The 20841-nt window shown below is 62.2% G+C and carries 28 protein-coding genes and 1 tRNA gene; 4 read left to right on the top strand and 25 right to left on the bottom strand.

Translation table 11 applies throughout. The annotated features are described in order from the left end of the window. Window positions 1–30 precede the first annotated feature (30 nt). Window positions 31–348, top strand: a complete 318-nt coding sequence (locus ABI546_RS07210) for a hypothetical protein (protein ID WP_348045535.1) — start codon at window positions 31–33, stop codon at window positions 346–348. Between the two features lie 121 nt (window positions 349–469). Here ABI546_RS07210 and ABI546_RS07205 read toward each other — a convergent pair. The 6 genes from ABI546_RS07205 to petA all read right to left on the bottom strand — a co-directional run bounded on the left by ABI546_RS07205 (window position 470) and on the right by petA (window position 5042). Beyond that, window positions 470–545, bottom strand: a tRNA-Thr gene (locus ABI546_RS07205). A gap of 15 nt (window positions 546–560) precedes the next feature. Further along, window positions 561–1112: a ClpXP protease specificity-enhancing factor gene (locus tag ABI546_RS07200; RefSeq protein WP_348045533.1), complete on the bottom strand. Its 552-nt coding sequence runs from the start codon at window positions 1110–1112 to the stop codon at window positions 561–563. A 153-nt stretch (window positions 1113–1265) separates the two neighbouring features. Continuing rightward, a complete protein-coding gene (locus ABI546_RS07195; protein WP_007868077.1) occupies window positions 1266–1877 on the bottom strand; it encodes a glutathione S-transferase N-terminal domain-containing protein in 612 nt (203 codons plus the stop codon). An 88-nt stretch (window positions 1878–1965) separates the two neighbouring features. Beyond that, window positions 1966–2721 (bottom strand): cytochrome c1, encoded by a 756-nt coding sequence (locus ABI546_RS07190; RefSeq protein ID WP_348045530.1) that lies wholly within the window; start codon window positions 2719–2721, stop codon window positions 1966–1968. 16 nt (window positions 2722–2737) lie between these two features. Continuing rightward, on the bottom strand, window positions 2738–4279 hold the full coding sequence (locus tag ABI546_RS07185; protein WP_348045528.1) for a cytochrome bc complex cytochrome b subunit: 1542 nt from the start codon (window positions 4277–4279) through the stop codon (window positions 2738–2740). Window positions 4280–4406: 127 nt separating this feature from the next. After that, window positions 4407–5042 (bottom strand): ubiquinol-cytochrome c reductase iron-sulfur subunit, encoded by a 636-nt coding sequence (gene petA, locus ABI546_RS07180; RefSeq protein ID WP_348045526.1) that lies wholly within the window; start codon window positions 5040–5042, stop codon window positions 4407–4409. A gap of 258 nt (window positions 5043–5300) precedes the next feature. On the opposite strand from petA, the gene mscL reads away from it, so the two are divergent. Further along, entirely contained in the window at window positions 5301–5735 is a 435-nt protein-coding gene (gene mscL, locus ABI546_RS07175) for a large conductance mechanosensitive channel protein MscL (protein ID WP_348045524.1), read from the top strand. A gap of 237 nt (window positions 5736–5972) precedes the next feature. Here the strand turns inward: mscL and pdxA are convergent, their stop codons facing one another. Continuing rightward, on the bottom strand, window positions 5973–7010 hold the full coding sequence (gene pdxA / locus ABI546_RS07170) for a 4-hydroxythreonine-4-phosphate dehydrogenase PdxA (RefSeq protein WP_348045522.1): 1038 nt from the start codon (window positions 7008–7010) through the stop codon (window positions 5973–5975). After that, window positions 7007–7174, bottom strand: a complete 168-nt coding sequence (locus ABI546_RS07165; RefSeq protein WP_348045520.1) for a hypothetical protein — start codon at window positions 7172–7174, stop codon at window positions 7007–7009. Before ABI546_RS07165 ends, pdxA begins: the two co-directional genes overlap by 4 nt. A 69-nt stretch (window positions 7175–7243) precedes the next feature. Between ABI546_RS07165 and ABI546_RS07160 the strand changes: the two genes are divergently transcribed. After that, window positions 7244–8581: a hypothetical protein gene (locus ABI546_RS07160; protein WP_348045518.1), complete on the top strand. Its 1338-nt coding sequence runs from the start codon at window positions 7244–7246 to the stop codon at window positions 8579–8581. A gap of 49 nt (window positions 8582–8630) precedes the next feature. On the opposite strand, the gene ABI546_RS07155 is transcribed toward ABI546_RS07160, so the two are convergent. Further along, complete coding sequence (locus ABI546_RS07155) at window positions 8631–9395, bottom strand: Nif3-like dinuclear metal center hexameric protein (RefSeq protein ID WP_348045516.1); 765 nt, start codon at window positions 9393–9395, stop codon at window positions 8631–8633. Between the two features lie 21 nt (window positions 9396–9416). After that, a complete protein-coding gene (locus tag ABI546_RS07150) occupies window positions 9417–10022 on the bottom strand; it encodes a chalcone isomerase family protein (RefSeq protein WP_348045514.1) in 606 nt (201 codons plus the stop codon). Between the two features lie 230 nt (window positions 10023–10252). Here ABI546_RS07150 and ABI546_RS07145 point away from each other — a divergent pair, with 230 nt between their 5' ends. Then, on the top strand, window positions 10253–11410 hold the full coding sequence (locus ABI546_RS07145; RefSeq protein WP_348045512.1) for a trypsin-like peptidase domain-containing protein: 1158 nt from the start codon (window positions 10253–10255) through the stop codon (window positions 11408–11410). 179 nt (window positions 11411–11589) lie between these two features. On the opposite strand, the gene tatC is transcribed toward ABI546_RS07145, so the two are convergent. The 15 genes from tatC to ABI546_RS07070 all read right to left on the bottom strand — a co-directional run. Beyond that, window positions 11590–12390 (bottom strand): twin-arginine translocase subunit TatC, encoded by an 801-nt coding sequence (gene tatC / locus ABI546_RS07140; RefSeq protein WP_348045510.1) that lies wholly within the window; start codon window positions 12388–12390, stop codon window positions 11590–11592. Window positions 12391–12457: 67 nt separating this feature from the next. After that, the gene (gene tatB, locus ABI546_RS07135) at window positions 12458–12925 is read right to left on the bottom strand and encodes a Sec-independent protein translocase protein TatB (RefSeq protein ID WP_348045508.1); all 468 of its coding nucleotides are present in this window, start codon (window positions 12923–12925) and stop codon (window positions 12458–12460) included. Window positions 12926–13043: 118 nt separating this feature from the next. Then, window positions 13044–13283: a Sec-independent protein translocase subunit TatA gene (gene tatA / locus ABI546_RS07130; protein WP_348045506.1), complete on the bottom strand. Its 240-nt coding sequence runs from the start codon at window positions 13281–13283 to the stop codon at window positions 13044–13046. A gap of 306 nt (window positions 13284–13589) precedes the next feature. Then, complete coding sequence (locus ABI546_RS07125; protein ID WP_348045504.1) at window positions 13590–13949, bottom strand: histidine triad nucleotide-binding protein; 360 nt, start codon at window positions 13947–13949, stop codon at window positions 13590–13592. A 140-nt stretch (window positions 13950–14089) separates the two neighbouring features. Further along, window positions 14090–14440, bottom strand: coding sequence for a hypothetical protein (locus ABI546_RS07120; protein ID WP_348045502.1), 351 nt, complete (start codon window positions 14438–14440; stop codon window positions 14090–14092). A gap of 51 nt (window positions 14441–14491) precedes the next feature. After that, window positions 14492–14875 carry a phosphoribosyl-ATP diphosphatase gene (locus ABI546_RS07115; RefSeq protein WP_348045500.1) on the bottom strand — a complete coding sequence of 128 codons (384 nt, stop codon included), beginning with the start codon at window positions 14873–14875 and terminating at the stop codon, window positions 14492–14494. Beyond that, a complete protein-coding gene (gene hisI, locus ABI546_RS07110; protein ID WP_348045498.1) occupies window positions 14862–15278 on the bottom strand; it encodes a phosphoribosyl-AMP cyclohydrolase in 417 nt (138 codons plus the stop codon). Before hisI ends, ABI546_RS07115 begins: the two co-directional genes overlap by 14 nt. 171 nt (window positions 15279–15449) lie before the next feature. Beyond that, a complete protein-coding gene (gene hisF, locus ABI546_RS07105) occupies window positions 15450–16253 on the bottom strand; it encodes an imidazole glycerol phosphate synthase subunit HisF (RefSeq protein WP_348045496.1) in 804 nt (267 codons plus the stop codon). Between the two features lie 127 nt (window positions 16254–16380). Next, window positions 16381–17121, bottom strand: coding sequence for a 1-(5-phosphoribosyl)-5-[(5-phosphoribosylamino)methylideneamino]imidazole-4-carboxamide isomerase (hisA, locus tag ABI546_RS07100; RefSeq protein WP_348045494.1), 741 nt, complete (start codon window positions 17119–17121; stop codon window positions 16381–16383). A gap of 100 nt (window positions 17122–17221) precedes the next feature. Next, window positions 17222–17911, bottom strand: a complete 690-nt coding sequence (hisH, locus tag ABI546_RS07095) for an imidazole glycerol phosphate synthase subunit HisH (RefSeq protein WP_348045492.1) — start codon at window positions 17909–17911, stop codon at window positions 17222–17224. A gap of 95 nt (window positions 17912–18006) precedes the next feature. After that, window positions 18007–18624 carry an imidazoleglycerol-phosphate dehydratase HisB gene (gene hisB, locus ABI546_RS07090; protein WP_348045490.1) on the bottom strand — a complete coding sequence of 206 codons (618 nt, stop codon included), beginning with the start codon at window positions 18622–18624 and terminating at the stop codon, window positions 18007–18009. Further along, window positions 18621–19718: a histidinol-phosphate transaminase gene (gene hisC, locus ABI546_RS07085; RefSeq protein ID WP_348045488.1), complete on the bottom strand. Its 1098-nt coding sequence runs from the start codon at window positions 19716–19718 to the stop codon at window positions 18621–18623. Before hisC ends, hisB begins: the two co-directional genes overlap by 4 nt. Then, on the bottom strand, window positions 19715–20179 hold the full coding sequence (locus ABI546_RS07080) for a PIN domain-containing protein (protein ID WP_348045486.1): 465 nt from the start codon (window positions 20177–20179) through the stop codon (window positions 19715–19717). The genes hisC and ABI546_RS07080 overlap by 4 nt, the downstream gene beginning before the upstream one ends. After that, window positions 20176–20409, bottom strand: a complete 234-nt coding sequence (locus tag ABI546_RS07075) for a CopG family transcriptional regulator (RefSeq protein WP_092129187.1) — start codon at window positions 20407–20409, stop codon at window positions 20176–20178. The genes ABI546_RS07080 and ABI546_RS07075 overlap by 4 nt, the downstream gene beginning before the upstream one ends. 57 nt (window positions 20410–20466) lie before the next feature. Continuing rightward, on the bottom strand, window positions 20467–20841 hold a 375-nt coding region (locus ABI546_RS07070; protein WP_348045484.1), incomplete at its 5' end, for a histidinol dehydrogenase.

The following is a 20841-nucleotide window of genomic DNA, read 5'->3' as shown; positions in this document are numbered from 1 at the left end:
CTGCGCTTGCCAGGCTGCGATCTGCTCACCATGACCACTGACCGGCGCCTTCCTCAGGCAGTTTCCGTCTACCAGGCGGCCGGGAATTCACCGTCCCTGGCCCGGCTGACGGAGCTTGTCCAGGAGTCCGGTGAGCGGCTCAAGGCCATTGAGTCACTGATTCCTGAAGCCCTGCGACCCGCCGTCCAGGCCGGTCCGATTGACGGTGAAACCTGGTGCCTGCTGGTCAGCGGGAATGCCGCCGCCGCAAAAATCCGGCAGTTGCTCCCCCTGATCCAGGCGCGCCTTCTCGGCAAAGGTTGGAAGGTTACCTCAATTCGCCTGAAGATACTAATACTCAGAAAGTAGTCTTCCAGACCACCTCCTGGTGCCTCAGTGCGTCTGAGCCCGCACACTGATGGCGTTACCTGCTACTAATTTTGTAGCGATGGTACCCATATGGCATGGGAAAGGCAAGAACCTGGGGAAATGGTGCCGCTTGTCGGAATCGAACTGACGACCTACCGCTTACAAGGCGGTTGCTCTACCAACTGAGCTAAAGCGGCACATAGAAAACTATTTTACTTGACCCGTTTCAGCGAAGGCCGGGCCCGAGGCGATTTCGGAGGGTCGGGCGGCTCGGAACCGTCGTCATCTTGCGCCTCGGCACTGCTTTCCGGCACCAGCTGCATGATCTTTTCAGGACCGTCCCCTGGGCTGTGGGGGTGCACAGGCGTGACGGCCGTCACCGGTGTGCCATCAGGAACATCGGTGCCGGGCTCTGCAGCCGAAACCGGTACCGGCGACGAGGTTGCAACCATGGGAAAAGCCATGCCTTGCCCGTTTTCACGCGCGTAAATCGCAATCACGTGGCTGATAGGCACCATGATTTCGCGGGCACTCCCGGCAAATCGCGCCTTGAATTCGATGAAATCATTGCCCAGCTTGAGCGACGAGGTCGCATCGAAACTGATGTTGAGCACGATCTCATTGTTTTTGACGTATTCACGCGGAACCTGGACCGAGTCGTCCACCGTCACGGCCACATAAGGCGTGAACCCGTTGTCGGTGCACCATTCGTACAAAGCCCGTATCAGGTACGGACGCGTCGACGTGGAGTCCAGGACGTTCATGAATTCAGCCAAGTGAAACCCGACGCAATGTGCGAGCATCCTCTTCACCAGCAGGGGCCGCGGAACCGGCTTCGCCGGGCCGCAGGCGCAGCGCCCCCTCGGGGGGCAGCGCATTACACGCAGCCGAAGGCGAAGTGAAAAGCGTGGGGGCCATTATTTCCGCATGACCTTTTCAGAAGGCGTCAGCGCTTCAATGTAAGCCGGACGCGAGAAAATGCGTTCCGCATACTTGAGCAGCGGTGCGGCATTTTTCGACAGGTCGATGTCGTAGTAATCCAGGCGCCACAGCAGCGGGGCAATCGCCACGTCCAGCATGGAGAAGTTGTCACCGAGCATGAATTTGTTCTTCAGGAAGATCGGTGCGAGCTGGGTCAGGCGGTCGCGGATGTGCGAGCGGGCTTTTTCCAGCGCCTTTTCGTTGCCCTTGGAAGCGCGCGATTCCAGCGTGCTGACATGGACAAACAGCTCTTTTTCGAAATTGAGCAAAAAGAGGCGGACACGCGCACGGTCAACCGGGTCGCCGGGCATCAGTTGTGGGTGCGGAAAACGCTCGTCGATGTACTCGTTGATGATGTTCGATTCGTACAGGATCAGGTCGCGTTCGACCAGAATCGGCACCTGTCCGTAAGGGTTCATCACATTGATGTCTTCGGGCTTGTTGTAAAGGTCGACATCGCGAATTTCGAAGTCCATGCCTTTTTCAAACAGCACAAAACGGCAGCGGTGCGAGAAAGGGCAGGTTGTGCCTGAATAAAGGACCATCATGGTGCGGAACTCCTAAATGCAAAGGAGTGGATACGCTGAAAAGCATCCACTCCAGAAGGTGCCGGGGGCTTTAGCCCCGGCGAAAAATTTACTTGACGTCTTTCCAGAACGCCGCATTCAGGCGCCAGGCAACAAAGGTCAAGCAAAGAAGGAAAAGCAGCACCCAGACACCGACCCGAATACGCGTGTTCTGGGCCGGCTCACCCATCCACTGCAGATAACCCACGAGGTCGCCCATCGCCTGGTCGTATTGCAAAGGCGTCATGGTGCCGGGCGTAACCTGCGTCCAGCCCTTGAAGACGGACACCTTGTGGCCGTGCTCTTCTTTTTCGTCAAACACCGGGGTGCGAACACCCTGCAGCTCCCACAACACATGCGGCATGGCCACATTGGGGAATGCGAGGTTGTTCCAGCCCGTGGCTTTGGTCTCGTCGCGGTAATAGGTGCGCAGGTAGGTGTAGAGGTAGTCAGCCCCCGTGCCGCCATGGCCGGAACGCGAACGCGCAATGACGCTCAGGTCGGGCGGGTTGCCGCCAAACCAGTCCTTGGCCTGCTTGGGGTCAATCGCGGCTTTCATGGTGTCGCCCACTTTTTCGGTGGTGAACAGCAGGTTGTCCTTGATTTCCTTGTCGGTCAGGCCGATGTCCTTCAGGCGGTTAAAACGCATGAAGGCGGCGGAGTGGCAGTTCAGGCAGTAATTGACAAACAGCTTGGCACCGTTCTGCAGGGAACCGACGTCGTTGGTCTTGTCAGGTGCCTTGTCCCAGGCGAGGCCGCCTTCGGAGGCGTGTGCACCGGCAACCAGACCGAAGGCCGCGATCAGGGAAAAAATGAGTTTTTTCATTGTTGTTATCTCCTGCTTAGTGGCCGTGGAAAACAATACGGTCCGGCGGCGTCTTGGCCGTCCCCAGACGGCTCCACCACGGCATCAAAAGGAAGAAACCAAAATAGAACAGAGAGCCCAGCTGGGACACACGCTCGCCGATGGCCGACGGGGGCTGAACGCCCAGATAGCCGAGCACCAGGAAATTGACGACGAAGATGCCGTACATGTATTTGTGCCAGTCAGGACGGTAACGGATGGACTTGACCGGGCTGTGGTCCAGCCATGGCAGGAAGAACAAAATGATGACCGCACCACCCATGACCACGACGCCCCAGAACTTGGCGTCAATGCCCTTGATCAGCATGCCCCAGAGCTCACCGAGGAAAGGCACCTGGGCCAGCGGTTTGACGATGGCATTCAGCACGGCGGTAAGACCGGCGCCGGCCGAAGGAATCACCGAGCCCACCACGCCGGCGATGAACGGCAGCAAGCCCAGCAACAATGCGGCACCGATCGCCACCAGCAACACGGCAGGCTTCCACAGCCCGCTGAGTTTTTTGCCTGCCAGCACCGCAGCAACGATCACGATAACGCCCAGTGCACCGGCCATCTCGCTGGTAATGGCGCGCAGCATGGAGTAATACGGCGTGAAGTACCAGACCGGAGCAATGTGCGCCGGCGTCTTCAGCGGATCGGCCGGGATGAAGTTGTTGTATTCGAGGAAGTAGCCGCCGAATTCGGGGGCGAAGAAGATGATCGCCGTGAAGATCATCAGGAAGACGCTCACACCGAAAATGTCGTGCACCGTGTAGTACGGGTGGAAGGGAATGCCGTCCAGCGGATGGCCTGCCGCGTCTTTCGGTGCGTTCGGGCCCTTGATCTCGACGCCGTCGGGATTGTTGGAGCCGACTTCGTGCAGCGCGATGATGTGCGCAGCCACCAGGCCGAGCAGCACCAGCGGCACGGCGATCACGTGGAAAGCGAAGAAGCGGTTCAGCGTGGCGTCGCCCACCACATAGTCGCCGCGAATCAGCAGCGCGAGGTCAGGGCCGATGAAAGGAATGGCGGCAAAGAGGTTGACGATCACCTGGGCGCCCCAGTAGCTCATCTGGCCCCATGGCAGCAGGTAGCCCATGAAGGCCTCGGCCATCAGGCACAGGAAAATCGCACAGCCAAAAATCCAGACCAGCTCGCGCGGTTTGCGGTAGCTGCCATACAGCAGGCCGCGGAACATGTGCAGGTACACCACCACGAAGAACGCGGAAGCGCCGGTCGAATGCATGTAGCGGACCAACCAGCCCCAGGGCACGTCGCGCATGATGTATTCCACAGAGCCGAAGGCCAGTGCGGCGTCGGGCTTGTAGTTCATCGTGAGGAAGATGCCGGTCACGATCTGGATGACGAGCACCAGCATGGCGAGCGAGCCGAAGATGTACCAGAAGTTGAAGTTCTTCGGCGCGTAGTACTCGCTCATGTGCTCTTTGTAGAGCTTGCTTGCGGGAAACCGGTTGTCGACCCAGTTCATCGCCTTGGCGGCGAGCGGGGCATCGGGAGAAATTTCTTTGAATTCAGCCATAACTGATCCTGGTTCGGTGGGATTCTTTGGCAAGCGCCTGGTACGTGGCAGACAAGTCGGCGGGTATCAGGTGCTGGCTACAGGGTCTTGTGAAGGAGCTTGGTTAACGCGGGTTAAGGAAGCGCCTTCAGGCCTTCTTGTCTTCACCAATCAGCAGACGGGTGTCCGAGAGGTACATGTGCGGCGGAACTTCCAGGTTGTCCGGTGCGGGCTTGTTTTTGTAGACGCGGCCGGCCATGTCGAAAGTCGAACCATGGCAGGGGCACAGAAAACCGCCGGCCCAGTCATCGGGCAGCGAGGGCTGTGCGCCGGGCTGGAATTTGTCGGAGGGCGAGCAGCCCAGGTGCGAGCAAATACCCACCACCACCAGCGTGTCGGGCTTGATGGAGCGGTTTTCGTTGCGGGCGTATTCGGGGGTCAGTTCGTCGGGCTTGCGTTCCGATTTGGGGTCGGCCAGCAGGGCATCGACCTTGGGCAGCTCGGCGAGCTGCTCGGGCGTGCGCTTGACGATCCAGACGGGCTTGCCGCGCCATTCCACGGTGATTTTTTCACCGGGTTTCACACCGGAAATATCGACCTCGACAGCCGCGCCGGCTGCCTTGGCTTTTTCGGAGGGCTGGAACGTGCTGACAAAGGGAATTGCGGTGGCGGCTACGCCGGCGCCGCCAACAGCGCAGGTGGCCACGAGCCAGTTTCTTTTATCTTTATCGACGGAGGCGCCGTGGGGCACACCGTTTGCGCTTGCTTCGCTTGCTTGAGTCATGAGAGTCCTTCAAGAACTGGCTTGAAATAGGCTTGTTGGGAGGCTTGGTGGGGTCAACCCGCAATTGTAGCGGAGCGCGATGTCGTTTTTCAAGGCAGAGGGCCCGGCCGGGGTGGCGGCGGCTCGCAGGGCCACGCTGGAAGTGCCTCTTTTTAAGGCAGACCGGCGCCTTCGCATACTTTGTTGCAAGCCGCCCCTGTGCACGGGGTCTGAAAACTCGGCGAGCGCTCATAATCCTGCCAACAAAAGGAGAGACTCATGGGAATGATGCAGGAATTCAAGGAATTTGCCATCAAGGGCAACGTAGTCGATCTGGCCGTGGGCGTGATCATCGGCGCGGCCTTCGGCAAGATCGTCGACGCCGTGGTGAGCGACCTGATCATGCCGGTGGTGGGCCTGGTCTTTGGCAAACTCGACTTTTCCAGCATGTACGTGCTTCTGGGCAATGTGCCGCCGGGAACCGATATGTCGCTGGAGGCCCTTAAAAAAGCCGGCGTCCCGGTGTTTGCCTATGGTCACTTCCTGACCGTGACGGTCAACTTCGTCATTCTGGCTTTCATCATTTTCCTGATGGTCAAGCAGATTAACCGCCTCAAGCGCAACCATGAAGCCGCCCCGCCGCCTGCACCACCCGCAACGCCTGAAGACATCGTGCTGCTGCGCGAAATACGCGACAGCCTAAAAAAGAGCTAACCCCCTGAGTCGCTTCGCGCCTTCCCCCTCAGGGGGACGGCACCTACGGCTGGCAAGATTAGCTCACCCTGTCGGGCGCTCACTGCGTGTAGCGCCTTCCCCCTTCCAGGGGCGGCGCCTCCGCGCCGGCAAAGCCGGACGCGCGGCCCCTGCTTGCGAAGATGTGGCGCTTGCTATTGATTTAATAGCTGCTTGCGCAGGTATCTATTGGGATAGAGCCCGATTTCGCTTGAATTTTTAGCCAACAACAAGCTGCCGTGCCATGCGGACGGCGGCCAGCAGGCTGGAGGCGTCTGCGCGTCCGGTGCCGGCAATGTCGAAAGCCGTGCCATGGTCAGGGCTGGTGCGCACCAGCGGCAGGCCCAGCGTGACATTGACGCCTTGCTCCACGCCCAGGTACTTGACCGGAATCAGCCCCTGGTCGTGGTACATGGCCACCACCACGTCAAACTCGCCGGGTTTGCCGAGTGCATGGCGGGCCCGCATGAACACCGTGTCGGGCGCGAAGGGGCCGCTGGCATCCAGCCCCTCAGCCCGTGCTGCCGCAATGGCCGGCGCAATGATGGCCTGCTCCTCGCTGCCAAACAGCCCACCCTCGCCGGCGTGCGGGTTCAGTCCCGCCACCGCGATGCGAGGCGCGCGGCCCAGGCTGTTGCCCACGGCCTGGTGCGTAATGCGCAGGGTTTGCAGCACATTCTCGAAGGTCACCGACTCAATGGCTTGGCGCAGCGACATGTGAATGCTCACCAACACGGTCCGGAGTTCGTCATTGGCCAGCATCATGCGCACCGGCACCTCGCTGACGGGTTTGCCCAAAAAAGCGGCCGCCTCGGCCTGCAGCATTTCGGTGTGGCCCGGGAACCCGGCGGCCCAGCCTCCGGCGGCCGCCAGAGCCTCCTTGTGGATGGGCGCGGTGACCAGCGCTGCGGCCTCGCCGGCCAGCACGCTGCGCGCCGCCCAGACAATGCAGTCGGCCGCGGCTTGCCCGGCCAAACCATTCACCTGCCCATACGCCACGGGCGCGGCCAGCTCACATTTTTGTAGCACGCCGATGCAGTGCGGTGGCAGGCCCGCCACGTCGGCCAGGCTGCCCAGCTGTGCCACCGGCAACGCCAGCGGAGACGCCGTCAGCGCGGCGGCGCGGCGCAGGGTGGCCACATCGCCCACCACGGCACACCCGGCCATGTCATCCGGCGCGTCCCGAAAAACCTTGGCAATGATTTCCGGGCCGATGCCTGCGGCATCGCCCATGGTGAGCAGCAGCAGCTTGTTCACCGGGCCCTCCCCACACAGGTTGCTTCACCACTCACCGCGATGAATTCAGGCTGCAGGGTGCATTTGGCTGCCGGACGGCCCATAATCGCCAAAAAACGAAGCGTCACGCCAGCGGTCCAGCGCGGCGGCAGGTCTGAAGTTTCCGGGGGTTCAATCAAATGCATGCTTGGGGTATTTTGGCGCAAACCACACGCTGGCGGCCGGCTTGCCGCTACGCGACACCTTAACGTGCGATGAATGCAGCCGCGCCCGCCCTGATGACCAGCACGGAAATGATGCTGTGGAGCGCCGCGGCCGGGGCGCTTGGCCTGGTGGTGTTGCTGGCTTTGGCCGATGCGTTTTACAGCCGTAGCCGTGCAGCCTGGCATACCCTGGCCTACCTCGCTTTTTGCTGGCTCGTCGTGCTGCTGTTGTGCGGCTTGCCTGGCGAGCTGTGGCCCGCCGCCATCGAGCCCCTGCGCATCGCACAAATCCTTATAGGGCCTTTTGGCGCCGCCATCGGCAGTGTCGGCGCGAGCGAATGGCTGTCGGCCCATCAGCGCGACCGCCTGATGAAGGTCAGCCTTCTGGCCATGACCCTGGTGTGCATCACGGGCGGGCCGTTGTGCCTGTTGCTGCCGCCGCAATGGGCCCTGCCCGTTTCGGCCGCGCTGGCAATTGCCAACCTTTCGGTGGTGCTCTGGCTGTCGGTGCGTGCCACGCAGCTGGGCGACCGGCTGGCATGGGGTCTGGCGCTGGGCTGCCTGCTGACCCTGCCCGCACAAATCGGCCTTTACGCCCTGGCGCTCAACCCCACCCGGCTCGCCCTGCTGGCGCAAGCCGGCGTGGCGCTGGCGGCATTGCTCAGCGTGGTCATCACCGCGGCGATGCTGTGGTTGCGCAACCGGCAGATCCGGCAAATGATGGATGGCGACGTGTCGCGGCGCGACCCGATCACCCAGCTCTATGACGGCGTGGCCATGGTGCAAAAAATCATCCGTGCGCAGCGCCGGCGTCTGCGCACACGGCGCGACGGCGCTTTGATGGCGGTGTTGCTGTTCGAGCCCGAAGCCCTGCTGCCGCAAATCGGGCAGGCGGGCCTGAACGACATCTACATCCAGCTGGCACGGCGCATGCAGCGCCATACAGGCGCCGTCAACCCGGCCGGCCGCTACTACGACCGCTGCTTTGTGGTGCTGCTGGAAACCATGCATTCGCCGCGCTGGATACGCACGCTGGGCCTGCGCGTGGCGTCCAGTCTGCGCCGGCCCATGGACGTGACCGCCCTGGGCGGGCAGCGCATCCGGGTCAATCCGGATATTGCCGTCGGCATCGTGCATCTGTCGGTCGCCGGCAAGGACGTAGCGCAGCTGCTGCACGAAGCGCAGTCGGTGGCGCAGGCGGCGCGCGCCATGCGCTCCCGTGCCGCGATGCTCGACCCCGAAACCCGCATCGCCGTGCCGGTGGAACATGCCGAGCTGGGCTCCAGCTGGCGCGCACTGCGAAACGCCACCCCGCAAACCCCGACACGCCCCAAAACGTCCAGCCCCAAAGCACCGCGTGCCGGCCGACACCGCCACAAGCCAGCCTAACGCCTCCCGGGGTGATCCAGCGGAGCTGCGGTGCCGCTTCAGTACGGCTTCATGCCGGGTTGTCGATGTCGATGAACTGGTGGGCCAGGCCCAGCTGCCTGGCCACATGCGCGGCTACAGCCGGCGCACCGTAGCGCTCCGACGCATGGTGCCCGCAGGCAATAAAGGCCACGCCCATCTCGCGCGCGTAATGCGCCTGGGGCTCCGAAATTTCGCCGGTGATGAAGGCATCAGCGCCCGCGACGATGGCTGCCTCAAAGTAGCCTTGCGCGCCGCCCGTGCACCATGCTATGTTTTTTATAGCTGCTTGCGCTGGTCCTGCCTGGGTTACAGGCCGATTTAGCACTTTTTTGACATGCGCGGCCAGCGCCCCGGCATTGGCAAATTGGCCGCCGTCGGTTCGCCCGCCGAGGAAGCCCAGGTCGTGTTCGCCAAAGCGCCCGGTCGCCGCCAGGCCCAGCTGCACGCCGAGCTGCGCGTTGTTGCCGAGTTCGGGGTGCGCGTCCAGCGGCAGGTGGTAGGCGTAGAGGTTGATGTCGTGCGCCAGCAGCAGCGCCAGGCGCTGCTTCATCCAGCCAGTGACCCGGCCGTCCTGGCCACGCCAGAACAGGCCGTGGTGCACAAATATCGCATCGGCCTGCGCTGCAACGGCCGCCTCGATCAACGCCAGGCTGGCCGTAACGCCCGAGACGATCTTGCCCACTTCGGGCTTGCCTTCGACCTGCAAACCGTTGGGGCCGTAGTCCTTGAAGCGCGCGGGCTGCAACAGCGTGTCAAAAGCCTGCAACAGGTCCTGTCGTGGGGTGGTGCTCATGCCGCAATTGTCTCAGGCCGCTCAGCTTTTTTCGATACCCAGCAGAGCGTCCTTGAGCATAAAGTCGGCCGGCTGGGAGCCCAGCCAGATGCCCAGCACCAGGCGGAAAAACTCCGCATCACCGACCGGCGCGCCTTGCAGCTGCTCTGCAATGAAAAAGCTGGTGCCCTTGCCCGGCACGAACTCCATCGCGAACGAATCACCAGGCATCAGCTTGCTGCGGCCCGAGAAGATGTCGATCAGCCGGTTGCTTGACACCGAATGGCGGCTGACAGCGTCGCGGCTCGCGTTTTCGGCCATGCCGCGCAGAAACAGCCGGCCCAGGTCGGTGCCGGAGACCTCGCGCAGCGCCACAAAAGCCAGACGAACGGGTGTGCCCAGCTTCATGGCCTCGTCAGCCGACGTGACCTTGCGGCTCGTGTACAGCGCCATGTCGTAGACCTTGAAGATGGCCTTGAAGCGCGTGCCGGCGCCATTGAGCTGCAACGTGGTGCCCTGCACCACCAGGCTGTCCGGGAATTTTGTCGCGGTGGGCGCCGCCAGAACCGGCAGCGCCAGGCCCGCCGAGCCGGCAGCCAGCGTGGCCGCACCGCGCGCAAGCCAGTTTCGCCTTGAATACTGATGCATGAATGTCTCCTGCTTATGGTTGTTGATCTCGGGCGCCGTTCCCGGCCGGCCCTGCGCGCAGCCTCGCGGCAGCCGCAAGCATGGTAGCGGACCCAACCGGCGTGCTTGCTTACAGCGACCAGGGGTGCGAAGCGATAAACTCATCATCCGGCGCGGCACCCTCCGGACCTGCGCCGCGGGACCTCCCTCTTTTTTGATCCTTTACCGGCGCCCTGGCTCCTCACCGCTTCATGAAACGCACCTGGCTTCTTTTCTCGCAAACCGTCACCGTCCTGCTGGCGGCTTACTTCGTGGTGGCTACGCTCAAGCCGCAGTGGCTGGACCGCGGCAACGCGCCGGGCGTGTCTGTCCTTGAAGCGCCGGCCGGCAATGCGCCACGCGGCGCCGGTCCGGGCGTTGGCTTTGCCTCGGCCGCCAAGGTCGCGTCCGCAGCGGTCGTGAGCATCAACACCAGCAAGGCCGCGGCCAAAAACCCGCATGCCGAAGACCCGTGGTTCAAGTTTTTCTTCGGCGACCAGAGCCCCAACGAACCGCAAGGCGGCCTGGGCAGCGGGGTGATCATCAGCGCCAGCGGCTACATCCTGACCAACAACCACGTGGTTGAAGGCGCCGACGAGATCGAGGTCATCCTCAACGACACGCGCAAGGCCAAGGCCCAGGTCATCGGCACCGACCCGGACACCGACCTGGCCATCCTCAAGATCAACCTCGACAAACTGCCGGTCATCGTGCTGGGCAACTCCGACGCCCTGCAGGTAGGCGATGCGGTGCTGGCCATTGGTAACCCGTTTGGCGTGGGCCAGACGGTCACCGGCGGCATCGTGAGCGCCCTGGGGCGCAACCAGCTGGGCATCAACACGTTTGAAAACTTCATCCAGACTGACGCTGCCATCAACCCCGGCAACTCGGGCGGCGCGCTGGTCGACGTGAACGGCCACCTGATGGGCATCAACACCGCGATCTACTCGCGCTCGGGCGGCTCCATGGGCATCGGGTTTGCCATTCCCGTGTCGACCGCCAAGCTGGTGCTGGACGGCATCGTGAAAGACGGCCAGGTCACACGCGGCTGGATCGGCGTGGAGCCGCAGGACCTCAACCCCGAACTCGCGGAAACGTTTGGCCTTCCGGTAGCGGCGGCCAAAGAGGGCGGCGTCATCATCACCGGGGTGCTGCAAAACGGCCCGGCCGCGCAAGCCGGCATTCTGCCCGGCGACGTGATCACCGCCGTGAACGGCAAGGGTGTGCGCAACGTGAGCCAGCTCTTGACCGCCGTGGCGGCCCTCAAGCCCGGCACGCCCGCGCCTTTGACGGTGCTGCGCAAGGACAAGCAGACCGAGATTGCCGTGACACCGGGCAAACGCCAACGGCCGAAAGTTCAGCAGCGCTGATTCGTTGAGGCGTAGCGCAACGCCATGCCAATGGGAGCAAGGGAAAAAGGACGCGGTTTGCTATTAAATTAATAGCTGCTTGCGCACGTCACGATTGGGCTACAGCCCTTTTTGTTTATTTTTTTAGTGGCCCGGCATGCCCTGGGGGCCAGCCCCTGGGCTTGGCAAGCCCGAGGAAATCAGGGCTTGGCGGCTTCTGCGTCGCCGTCGGTGTCCGGCGCCTTGGTGTGCTTGACGAACAGCTGGGCCGCGACGATGCCGACCTCGTACAAGCCACCCACCACCATCAGCAGCATGATCATGGAGCCCGCATCGGGCGGCGTGACCAGGGCGGTGCCGACGGCGGCAATCACCCAGAAATAGCCGCGGTACTGGCGCAGCTGGGCCACGGTGAGTATGCCCATGCGCACCAGCAGGATCACCGCAATCGGTACCTCAAAGGCCAGCCCGAACGCCAGGAACATGCCCAGCACAAAGCTCAGGTATTCCTCGATGTCCGGCGTGGCCGTGATCGACTTGGGCGCAAAGCTCTGGATAAAGGCAAACACCTGGCCGAACACGAAGTAATAGCAGAAGGCCACACCCACAAAAAACAGCAGGGTGCTGGAAACGACCAGCGGCATGACCAGTTTTTTCTCATGCGAATACAGGCCCGGGGCGACGAAGGCCCACACCTGGTACAGCACCACCGGCAACGCGATCATGAATGCCGCCATGAAAAGGATCTTGATGGGCACCACAAAAGGCGTGATCACGCTGATGGCGATCAGCTTGGAGCCCGCCGGAAGCGAGGCCACCAGCGGAGCGGCCATCAGGTCATAAAGGGCGCTGGCGCCGGGGTACACCGCCAGCACGGCGGCCGCAATGCCGATGGCAATCACCGCCCTGATCATCCGGTCGCGCAGCTCCACGAGGTGCTGCACAAAAGGCTGCTCGGTGCCCGCGAGTTCGTCAGGCTTGTCGGTGTGGGGATCGCTCATGAGGAGAATTTGCGCTGGTGGGGCTGCGCGGGGAAGCACGCAAACAGGAGGGAATCAGCAGGAAAGCTCAAGGCATGCGGCCCGGCTGCGGACGGAAACGCGCCACGCGCGCCGCACCGGACTGCGCCCGGGTGCGCACGCCCGAACGGGCCTTGTACCACTGGGGCGTAGCGCCCTGCTTGAGCCGCCATTTCTTTTTCGGGTGTTTGTATTCGGGAAAGATTTCCATGCCCGGCAATGCGCTTGAGGAAGCATCGCCTGTCGCCTCGGCCCACGACTTCTCGAAGTCGCTGGCATTGGTCTGGATGGAGTTTTCCACGTCGCGGGCAGCGCCCTCGACAGTTTCCTTCATCTTCTTGAGCTCGTCCAGCTCCATGGAGCGGTTGACCTCGTTTTTGACATCGGCCACATAGCGCTGCGCCTTGCCCAGCAAGGTGCCTACGGTGCGCGCCACGCGCGGCAGTTTTTCGGGGCCGATGACAATCAGCGCCACGGCGCCGATAAGCGCCATCTTGGAAATGCCGAGATCAATCATGGAGATTCAGGCAAAGCTTGTTATGCCAGCATGGGCCGCGGAACCGGCTTTGCCGGGCCGCAGGCGCAGCGGCCCCCTCGGGGGGCAGCGCAGTACGCGAAGCGACAAGCGTGGGGGCTCATGACTTCTGGCGTGCTTCGACGTCGATGGTGGTCTTGTCGGCGGCCTGTGCGTTGGTGACGCTGGCAGGCGGTACGGGCACGTCGGCCGGGGGCTGGCCGCCCTCCTTCATGCCGTCCTTAAAACCTTTGACGGCGCCGCCTAGGTCGCTGCCCATGTTTTTCAGCTTCTTGGTGCCGAAAACCATCACCACGATCAACAGCACGATCAACCAGTGCCAAATGGAAAATGAACCCATGATTTGCTCCTAATCTGGAATTGAGAGGTGTAAGTGCAGGTAAATGCGGAATTGCCGGTTTGCACGCAACTGACTTGATTCTAAAGGCCCGGCCTGTCAGGACGCTGATTACACACATTGCCCTACCGGGTTAGTGTGATTGGGGGCGTCAGGGTTCCCTTTGGCGACACCTGATTCTTCACTCAACACTGCGCGGCAGACACGATTTTCTGCCGCCAGCCAGGGCCGCGGGACCGGCTTTGCCGGGCCGCAGGCGCAGCGCCCCCTCGGGGGGCAGCGCAGTACGCGAAGCGACAAGCGCGGGGGCTAACCCTTCAGCCAGGGTCGGGGCCCGCCAATTACGTGGAAGTGCAAGTGATGCACCTCCTGCCCGCCCTCCGCGCCCGTGTTGGTCACGATGCGGTAGCCGCCCTCAGGGTAAGGGTTACAGCCCTGCTCCATCGCCAGCCTGGGGGCCAGCGTCATCAGGCGGCCCAGCATCGCGGCATGCTCGGGGCCGACCTGCGCCATCGAGGGGATGTGCTCCTTGGGGATGATCAGGAAATGCACCGGCGCCCAGGGGTTGATGTCGTGGAAGGCAAAAAACTCGTCGTCTTCGTACACCTTGCGGCTGGGGATAGCGCCTGCGGCAATCTTGCAGAAGAGGCAGTTGTCTGAGTGGCTCATGGCTTGGTCGGAATCCTTAGGCAAAAGCAAAAAGCGCGATTCCATGTTCAGTTCGGCGCGAGATTAGGCGCACCGCCGCAGACAGTGCTGAAGCACGGCAAGGCGGGGCAACGACATGTCGCATCGAACTGGGCATGGAATCAGGTCGGGCGGTGGCTGTTAAAGCGCATCCAGCCCCGCACGCAGCGGTACAGGTACCACAGCCACACGATGCCGTAAGCCACAGCACCCGGCAGCACGAACAGCAGCCACAGCGGCGACAACAGCACCAACCAGGCCAGCGTCCACCAGAAGGTGCGGATCATGTAGCTGTGGTGGTCGATGTAGAGGGGATCGGACTCGTCGGCGCGGCGGATGTAATTGATGATGACGGCAATCACCGCGAACACGCCGCCGCTGAACCAGGCCAGCGTGTGCAGGGCATACAGCACATGCATGACGGTTCGGTCGTTGGGGTTCTTGCCTTCGAATTCGGCCAGGTCGGTTTCCATCGGGTCAGGTTCCTGTCGTGGTCAAGTCAGATGAATACGGGTTGCACAAGCTCAAGGTTTTTCCGCAGCATCGCGGTGCTGCGCCTTGCGCAAGGCTTTTTCTTCGATGCCGCTGGTGCCTTCGCGGCGCTCCAGCTCGGTAATCACGTCGAGCGGGCTGAGGCCGTAGTGTGACAGCGCAATCAGGCTGTGAAACCACAGGTCGGCCACTTCACCGACCAGCTTGCCCTTAAGCTCTGCGGTGGGCCCGCCGTGGTCAATATCTTTGGCGGCCATCACCGTTTCAGTGGCCTCTTCGCCGATTTTTTTCAGGAAGGCGTCGGGGCCTTTGTGCAGCAGGCGCGCTACATAGCTGGTGTCCGGATCGCCGCCATTGGCCGCCTTGCGGCTTTCTATGATCTGCGCCAGGCGCTGGAGGGAGTCATTCGTGGTCATGTTTGCCCGGAGTCTGTTTGTACATGGTTGTCGGGTCTTTAAGGACCGGCTCGGTCACCACCCACTGGCCGTCTTTATAGACACTGAAAAAGCAGCTGTGGCGGCCCGTGTGGCAGGCGATGCCTGGCGTGTGGCCAAGCTGCGTCACCTTGAGCAGGATCACGTCGTTGTCGCAGTCAAGGCGAATTTCATGCACCGTTTGCTGGTTACCGGATTCCTCGCCCTTGTGCCAGAGGCGCCCGCGCGAGCGGCTGAAATACACCGCCTGGCCGAGCTCGGCGGTCTTTTGCAACGCCTCACGGTTCATCCACGCGAACATGAGCACATCGCCGCTGGAGGCTTCTTGTGCAATCACAGGGATCAGGCCCTTGTCGTCCCAGCTGACTTCATCCAACCAATTCATAAGCCTATTGTCGGGGATTTAGGGACACGATAAAGCAAGGATATCGTGGGACCGGCTTCGCCGGACTGCAGATATCGCCCCAGCAGGGGGGAAGGCGTAGCGCAGCGAAGCCTGCAGGGGTTGCTTTTTTTCAGGGGGAAGGCGCTACACGCAGTGAGCGTCCGACGGGGGTTACGTTATTCGAACTGGAATTCCGCGTGAAGCCATGTGGGCCTTGGCCTGCTGCACGGTGTATTCGCCGTAGTGAAAAATGCTGGCGGCCAGCACTGCATCGGCGCCGCCGGTCTGTATGCCGTCGGCCAGGTGTTCCAGGTTGCCGACGCCGCCGGAGGCAATCACCGGCACGCTGATGGCGTCGCTCACCGCGCGGGTCAGCGCCAGGTCAAAGCCGGACTTGGTGCCGTCACGGTCCATGCTGGTCAGCAAAATTTCGCCGGCGCCGCGCCGCGCCATGTCGGTGGCCCAGGCTACGGCGTCCAGGCCGGTGTTTTTGCGCCCGCCGTGGCTGTAAACATCCCAGCCCGGGCCCACAGGTTCACCGGCAGGCGTCAGGCGCTTTTCGTCTTCGGCGCTGCGGCGCTTGGCGTCAATCGCCACCACGATGCACTGCGAGCCGTATTTGGCGGACGCGTCGGCAATCACCTGCGGGTTGGCGATGGCGGCGGAGTTGAAGCTGGTCTTGTCGGCCCCCGAATTCAGCAGGCGCCGCACGTCCTCAACGGTGCGCACGCCGCCACCCACGGTAAGGGGGATGAAGACTTGCGAAGCCACGGCCTCGATGATGGGCAGAATCAGATCGCGGCCGTCGCTGGTGGCGGTGATGTCGAGAAAGGTGAGTTCGTCGGCGCCCTGCTCGTTGTAACGCGCAGCGATCTCGACCGGATCGCCTGCGTCGCGCAGCTGGGTGAAGTTGACGCCCTTCACAACGCGGCCGCCGGTCACGTCGAGGCAAGGAATGATTCGTTTGGCTAACATGCGCCCCCACGGTCGCTCACTGCGTGTAGCTCCCTGCCCCCCGAGGGGGCCGCCCGCCCTGCGGCCCGGCAAAGCCGGTTCCGCGGCTCATGCTGGCATACAGAATTGCCCTTCATCGCAACAGCGGTCATCCATTCAACTCATCTGCACGAGCCTGCGCCTTCTCAAAGTCAAGGTCACCGCTGTAAATCGATCGGCCGCAGATCACGCCTTCCACGCCCTCTTCCTCGACTTCGCAGAGCTTTTCGATATCGGCCATGTTCGAAAGGCCGCCCGAGGCGATCACGGGAATGGTCAGCGCTTGCGCCAGCTTGACGGTGGCGTCGATGTTGATGCCGGTGAGCATGCCGTCGCGGCCGATGTCGGTGTAGATGATGGATTCGACGCCGTAGTCCTGGAATTTTTTGCCGAGGTCGATGACTTCGTGGCCGGTCATCTTGCTCCAGCCGTCGGTGGCGACCTTGCCGTCTTTGGCGTCCAGGCCGACGATGATGTGACCGCCGAAGGCCGTGCAGGCGTCTTGCAGGAAGCCGGGGTTCTTCACGGCGGCCGTGCCGATGATGACGTAGCGCAGGCCGGCGTCGAGGTAGCGTTCAATGGTGTCCAGGTCGCGGATGCCGCCACCCAGCTGCACGTCGATTTCGCTGCCGACTTCGGCCAGGATCTGCTTGATGGCAGCCTCGTTCTTCGGCTTGCCCGCAAAAGCGCCGTTCAGGTCCACCAGGTGCAGGCGGCGCGCGCCCTTGTCGACCCAGTTGCGCGCCATGGCGGCCGGGTCTTCGCTGAAGATCGTGGATTGATCCATGTCGCCCTGTTTGAGGCGGACGCAGTGACCGTCTTTCAGGTCAATCGCGGGGATGAGTAGCATGTGGCGGTAGAAAAGACGGTGAAAAAAGAAAAACGGGTGCTCAGGGTAACAAAAAGTCCGGCGTCCGGGTACCGGGTCTGACCCAAGGCATTTGTGGTGGCTAGGGGTTCCAGTGCAGGAAGTTGCGGTACAGGGCCAGCCCGTGGTCGGCGCTTTTCTCGGGGTGGAACTGGGTGGCAAAAATATTATCGCGTGCAATCGCCGCCGTAAAGCGCGCGCCGTAGTCAGCCTCGCCCGCGATGTGGTGCGCATCTGACGGACGGGCATAGAAACTGTGCACGAAATAAAAGTAAGAGCCGTCTGGCACACCGGCCCAGACCGGGTGGGCTTTGGCCGTGCCCGCCCCATTTTGGTGAACCTGGTTCCAGCCCATTTGCGGCACCTTGTAGCGGCTGCCGTCGGGTTGGGTCTGGCCAGCCAGCTCAAACTTGATGACCTGGCCGGGGATGAGGTTCAGGCCGTTTGTTCCGGCGCCGCCGTCGCCGGGCACGCCTTCGTCGCTGTGGGTGAGCAGCATCTGCATGCCCACGCAGACACCAAAGAGAGGTTTGTGCGCTGCGGCGTGCAGCACCGACTCCAGCATGCCGGAGTCGGCCAACTCGCGCATGCAGTCGGCAATGGCGCCCTGGCCGGGGAGTACGATGCGCTCGGCGTTCATCACGTCTTCGGCTTTGGAGGTGACCATCACCTCAAAGCCGCTGCCTGCGGCCACATGCCGCACGGCCTGCGACACGGAGTGCAGGTTGCCCATGCCGTAGTCGACCACGGCCACTGTTTTGGGTTTTGCCATCAGGTTTGAGAATGTATTTTTGCTACAAGTTTAATAGCTTCTTGCGCACGCCCTTATTGGGCTAGAGCCCTAAAAGGCTTAAATTTATTCAATGCTTAAAGCGATCCCTTGGTCGAAGGAATCACACCGGCAGCGCGCGGGTCGATCTCCAGCGCCATGCGCAGCGCACGGGCAAACGCCTTGAACACCGTTTCAGCCTGGTGGTGGGCGTTTTCGCCCTTGAGGTTGTCGATGTGCAGCGTGACGAAGGCGTGATTGACGAAGCCCTGAAAGAATTCGTAGGCCAGCTGGCTGTCGAAGGTGCCGATCATGCCGCTCTTGAAGGGCACATGCATCTCCAGGCCCGGGCGGCCCGAAAAATCGACCACTACGCGCGACAGCGCCTCGTCGAGCGGCACATAGGCGTGGCCGTAGCGGCGCAGGCCTTTTTTGTCGCCCACAGCCTTGGCCACTGCCTGCCCGAAGGTAATGCCCACGTCTTCCACCGTATGGTGGCCGTCGATGTGCAAATCGCCCTTGGCCTGGATGTCCAGGTCGATCAGGCCGTGGCGGGCGATCTGGTCGAGCATGTGGTCGAAGAAGCCGATGCCCGTGGAGAGGTTGGCCTGACCGGTGCCGTCCAGGTTGAGCTTGACGGTGATCTGGGTTTCGGCGGTGTTGCGCGAAACCTCGGCGGTTCTCGGGAGAGAGGGAGCAAGTAGGGGGGTGGTCATAGGGATTCTTTAAGCGCCGCCAGCATTTGCGTGTTCTCGTCCGCGGTGCCGACCGTCAGGCGCAAACAATTGGCCAGCAATGGATGCATTTTAGAAACGTTTTTGATAAGAACCTTGCGCGAGCGCATGCCCTCAAAGGTTTTGGCGGCATCGGGCACGCGCACCAGGATCATGTTGGCGTCGCTTTTCCAGGCCTTCACGCCCGGCAAGGCCTGCAGTTCGTCAAAAATCCTCACGCGTTGCGCCAGGATGTCTTTCGCCTGGGCGGCAAACACCTCCTGGTAGGCCAGCGCAAACAGCGCGCACTCGTAGTTGAGCACGCTGATGTTGTAGGGCGGGCGCACCTTGTCGACTTCCGCGATCAGCGCTTTCGGGCCCATCATGTAGCCCAGGCGCACGCCGGCGAGGCCAAATTTGCTCATGGTGCGCATCAGCAGCACATGTTTGTGTTTCGCGATGCGGTTGATATAACTTTTGCTGGAAAACGGCTGGTAGGCCTCGTCCATGACGACCAGGCCACCTTGCTCGCCCACGGCCTCGATGATTTTTTCAATCACCGCGTCGTCCCACAGGTTGGCCGTGGGGTTGTTCGGGTAGGCCAGGTAAATCAGCGAAGGCTTGTGCTCCTTGATGGCGGCCAGCATGGCGGCTTCGTCGAGTTCAAAGTCGGCCGTCAGCGGCACGCCGATGAATTTCAGGCCCTGGAGCTGCGCACTCATGGCGTACATCACAAAGCCTGGCAGCGGCGCCAATATGGAACCCCCTTCTACATCGCAAGCCATGGCCAGCAACGAAATGAGTTCGTCCGAGCCATTGCCCAGCATGATGTCAAAGCCCTCGGGCATGCCCGCATGGGCCGCCAACGCGCGGCGCAGGTCGTTGACGCGGCCATCGGGGTAGCGGTTGAGCGCCACCGCGCCCAGGCGCTCGCCCAGTTTGGCCTGCAGCTCAGCCGGCAGGCGGTGCGGGTTCTCCATCGCGTCGAGCTTGACCATGCCGGCCGAGTCCTGAATGGCGTAGGCGTGCATAGACTGCACATCCTGGCGGATCAGGGATTTGATTCTGGGGTCCAGTAGAGATGAAGGCTCGATCATGGGGTTTGCTCCAGCAGTTCAATGCCGGTTTTAAAAGGGTTGATCACCTGGACGCCGCCGTAGTGCTGTTCGTGCGCCAGGTCTTCGCTCAGCAGGTAGCGGCATCCCAAATGCTGGGCCGCGGCGATAACCAAACAATCGCGGTAATGCAGTCCGTAGCGGCTTTCGACTGCCCAGGCGGATTCAACCGTGGCATGGTCGGTTTGCCACGGCTGCCAGAGCTCATAGCGGCGCACCTCGGCGCGCGCATCGCCCGCCGGCATGGGCGGCTGGATCTTGCGGGTAGCCAAGAGGTAAAACTCATTGAGCACCTGCGTGCTGATGCGGCCCATGCCGCGCTGCCACAGCACCGTCAACCAAGCCAAGGCGGCTTGCTGCCTGGCCGGGTCAGCCCCGTCTTCGCTGTAAATCAGGATGTTGGCGTCGACAAACACGCCGGTCGTGGTGGCGGCGCTGCTCATGCGCCGCGCTCGTCAAGGTCGATACGCGTGGGGTAAGGCTGCCCGTCGGACACCCAGAGCCGCGCCTTGTTCTGCCAATCGTGCATGGCGCGCTGGTAGGCGTCGGTGCGCTGCATCTTTTCCGTCAACATCTCGCCCACAAGGCGCGACACACTGGTATTGCGCTTGGCCGCCTCCACCCGCACCCATTCGAGGGCGGCGTCGTCCACGGTGATGGTGACGTTCTTCATAGGCTGAAGTTTACACGAATTTCGTGCAACACGAAGTTCGTGTAATTTTGGAGGGTTTTATTTCAACCGCATCTCAGCCGCACGCGCATGCGCCTGCAGGCCTTCGCCGTAGGCCAGTTCGGCGGCGATCTTTCCCAGCACCTGAGCGCCGGCTTCGCTGACTTCAATCAGGCTGGAGCGTTTCTGGAAGTCATAGACGCCCAGCGGCGAGCTGAAACGCGCAGTGCCACTGGTGGGCAGTACGTGGTTGGGGCCGGCGCAGTAGTCGCCCAGCGATTCGCTGGTGTAGGCGCCCAGGAAGATGGCGCCGGCGTGTTTCAACAAAGGTTCCCATTGGTGCGGATCACGGCTGGAGACCTCGAGGTGTTCCGGTGCGATGCGGTTGCTGATCTCGCAGGCCTCTTCCATGCTGCGGGTGTGGATCAGCGCGCC

This window comes from Polaromonas sp. (assembly GCF_039932935.1).
In the GTDB taxonomy this organism is placed as follows: domain Bacteria; phylum Pseudomonadota; class Gammaproteobacteria; order Burkholderiales; family Burkholderiaceae_C; genus Polaromonas.
This window is presented reverse-complemented; position numbering and strand designations above follow the sequence as displayed.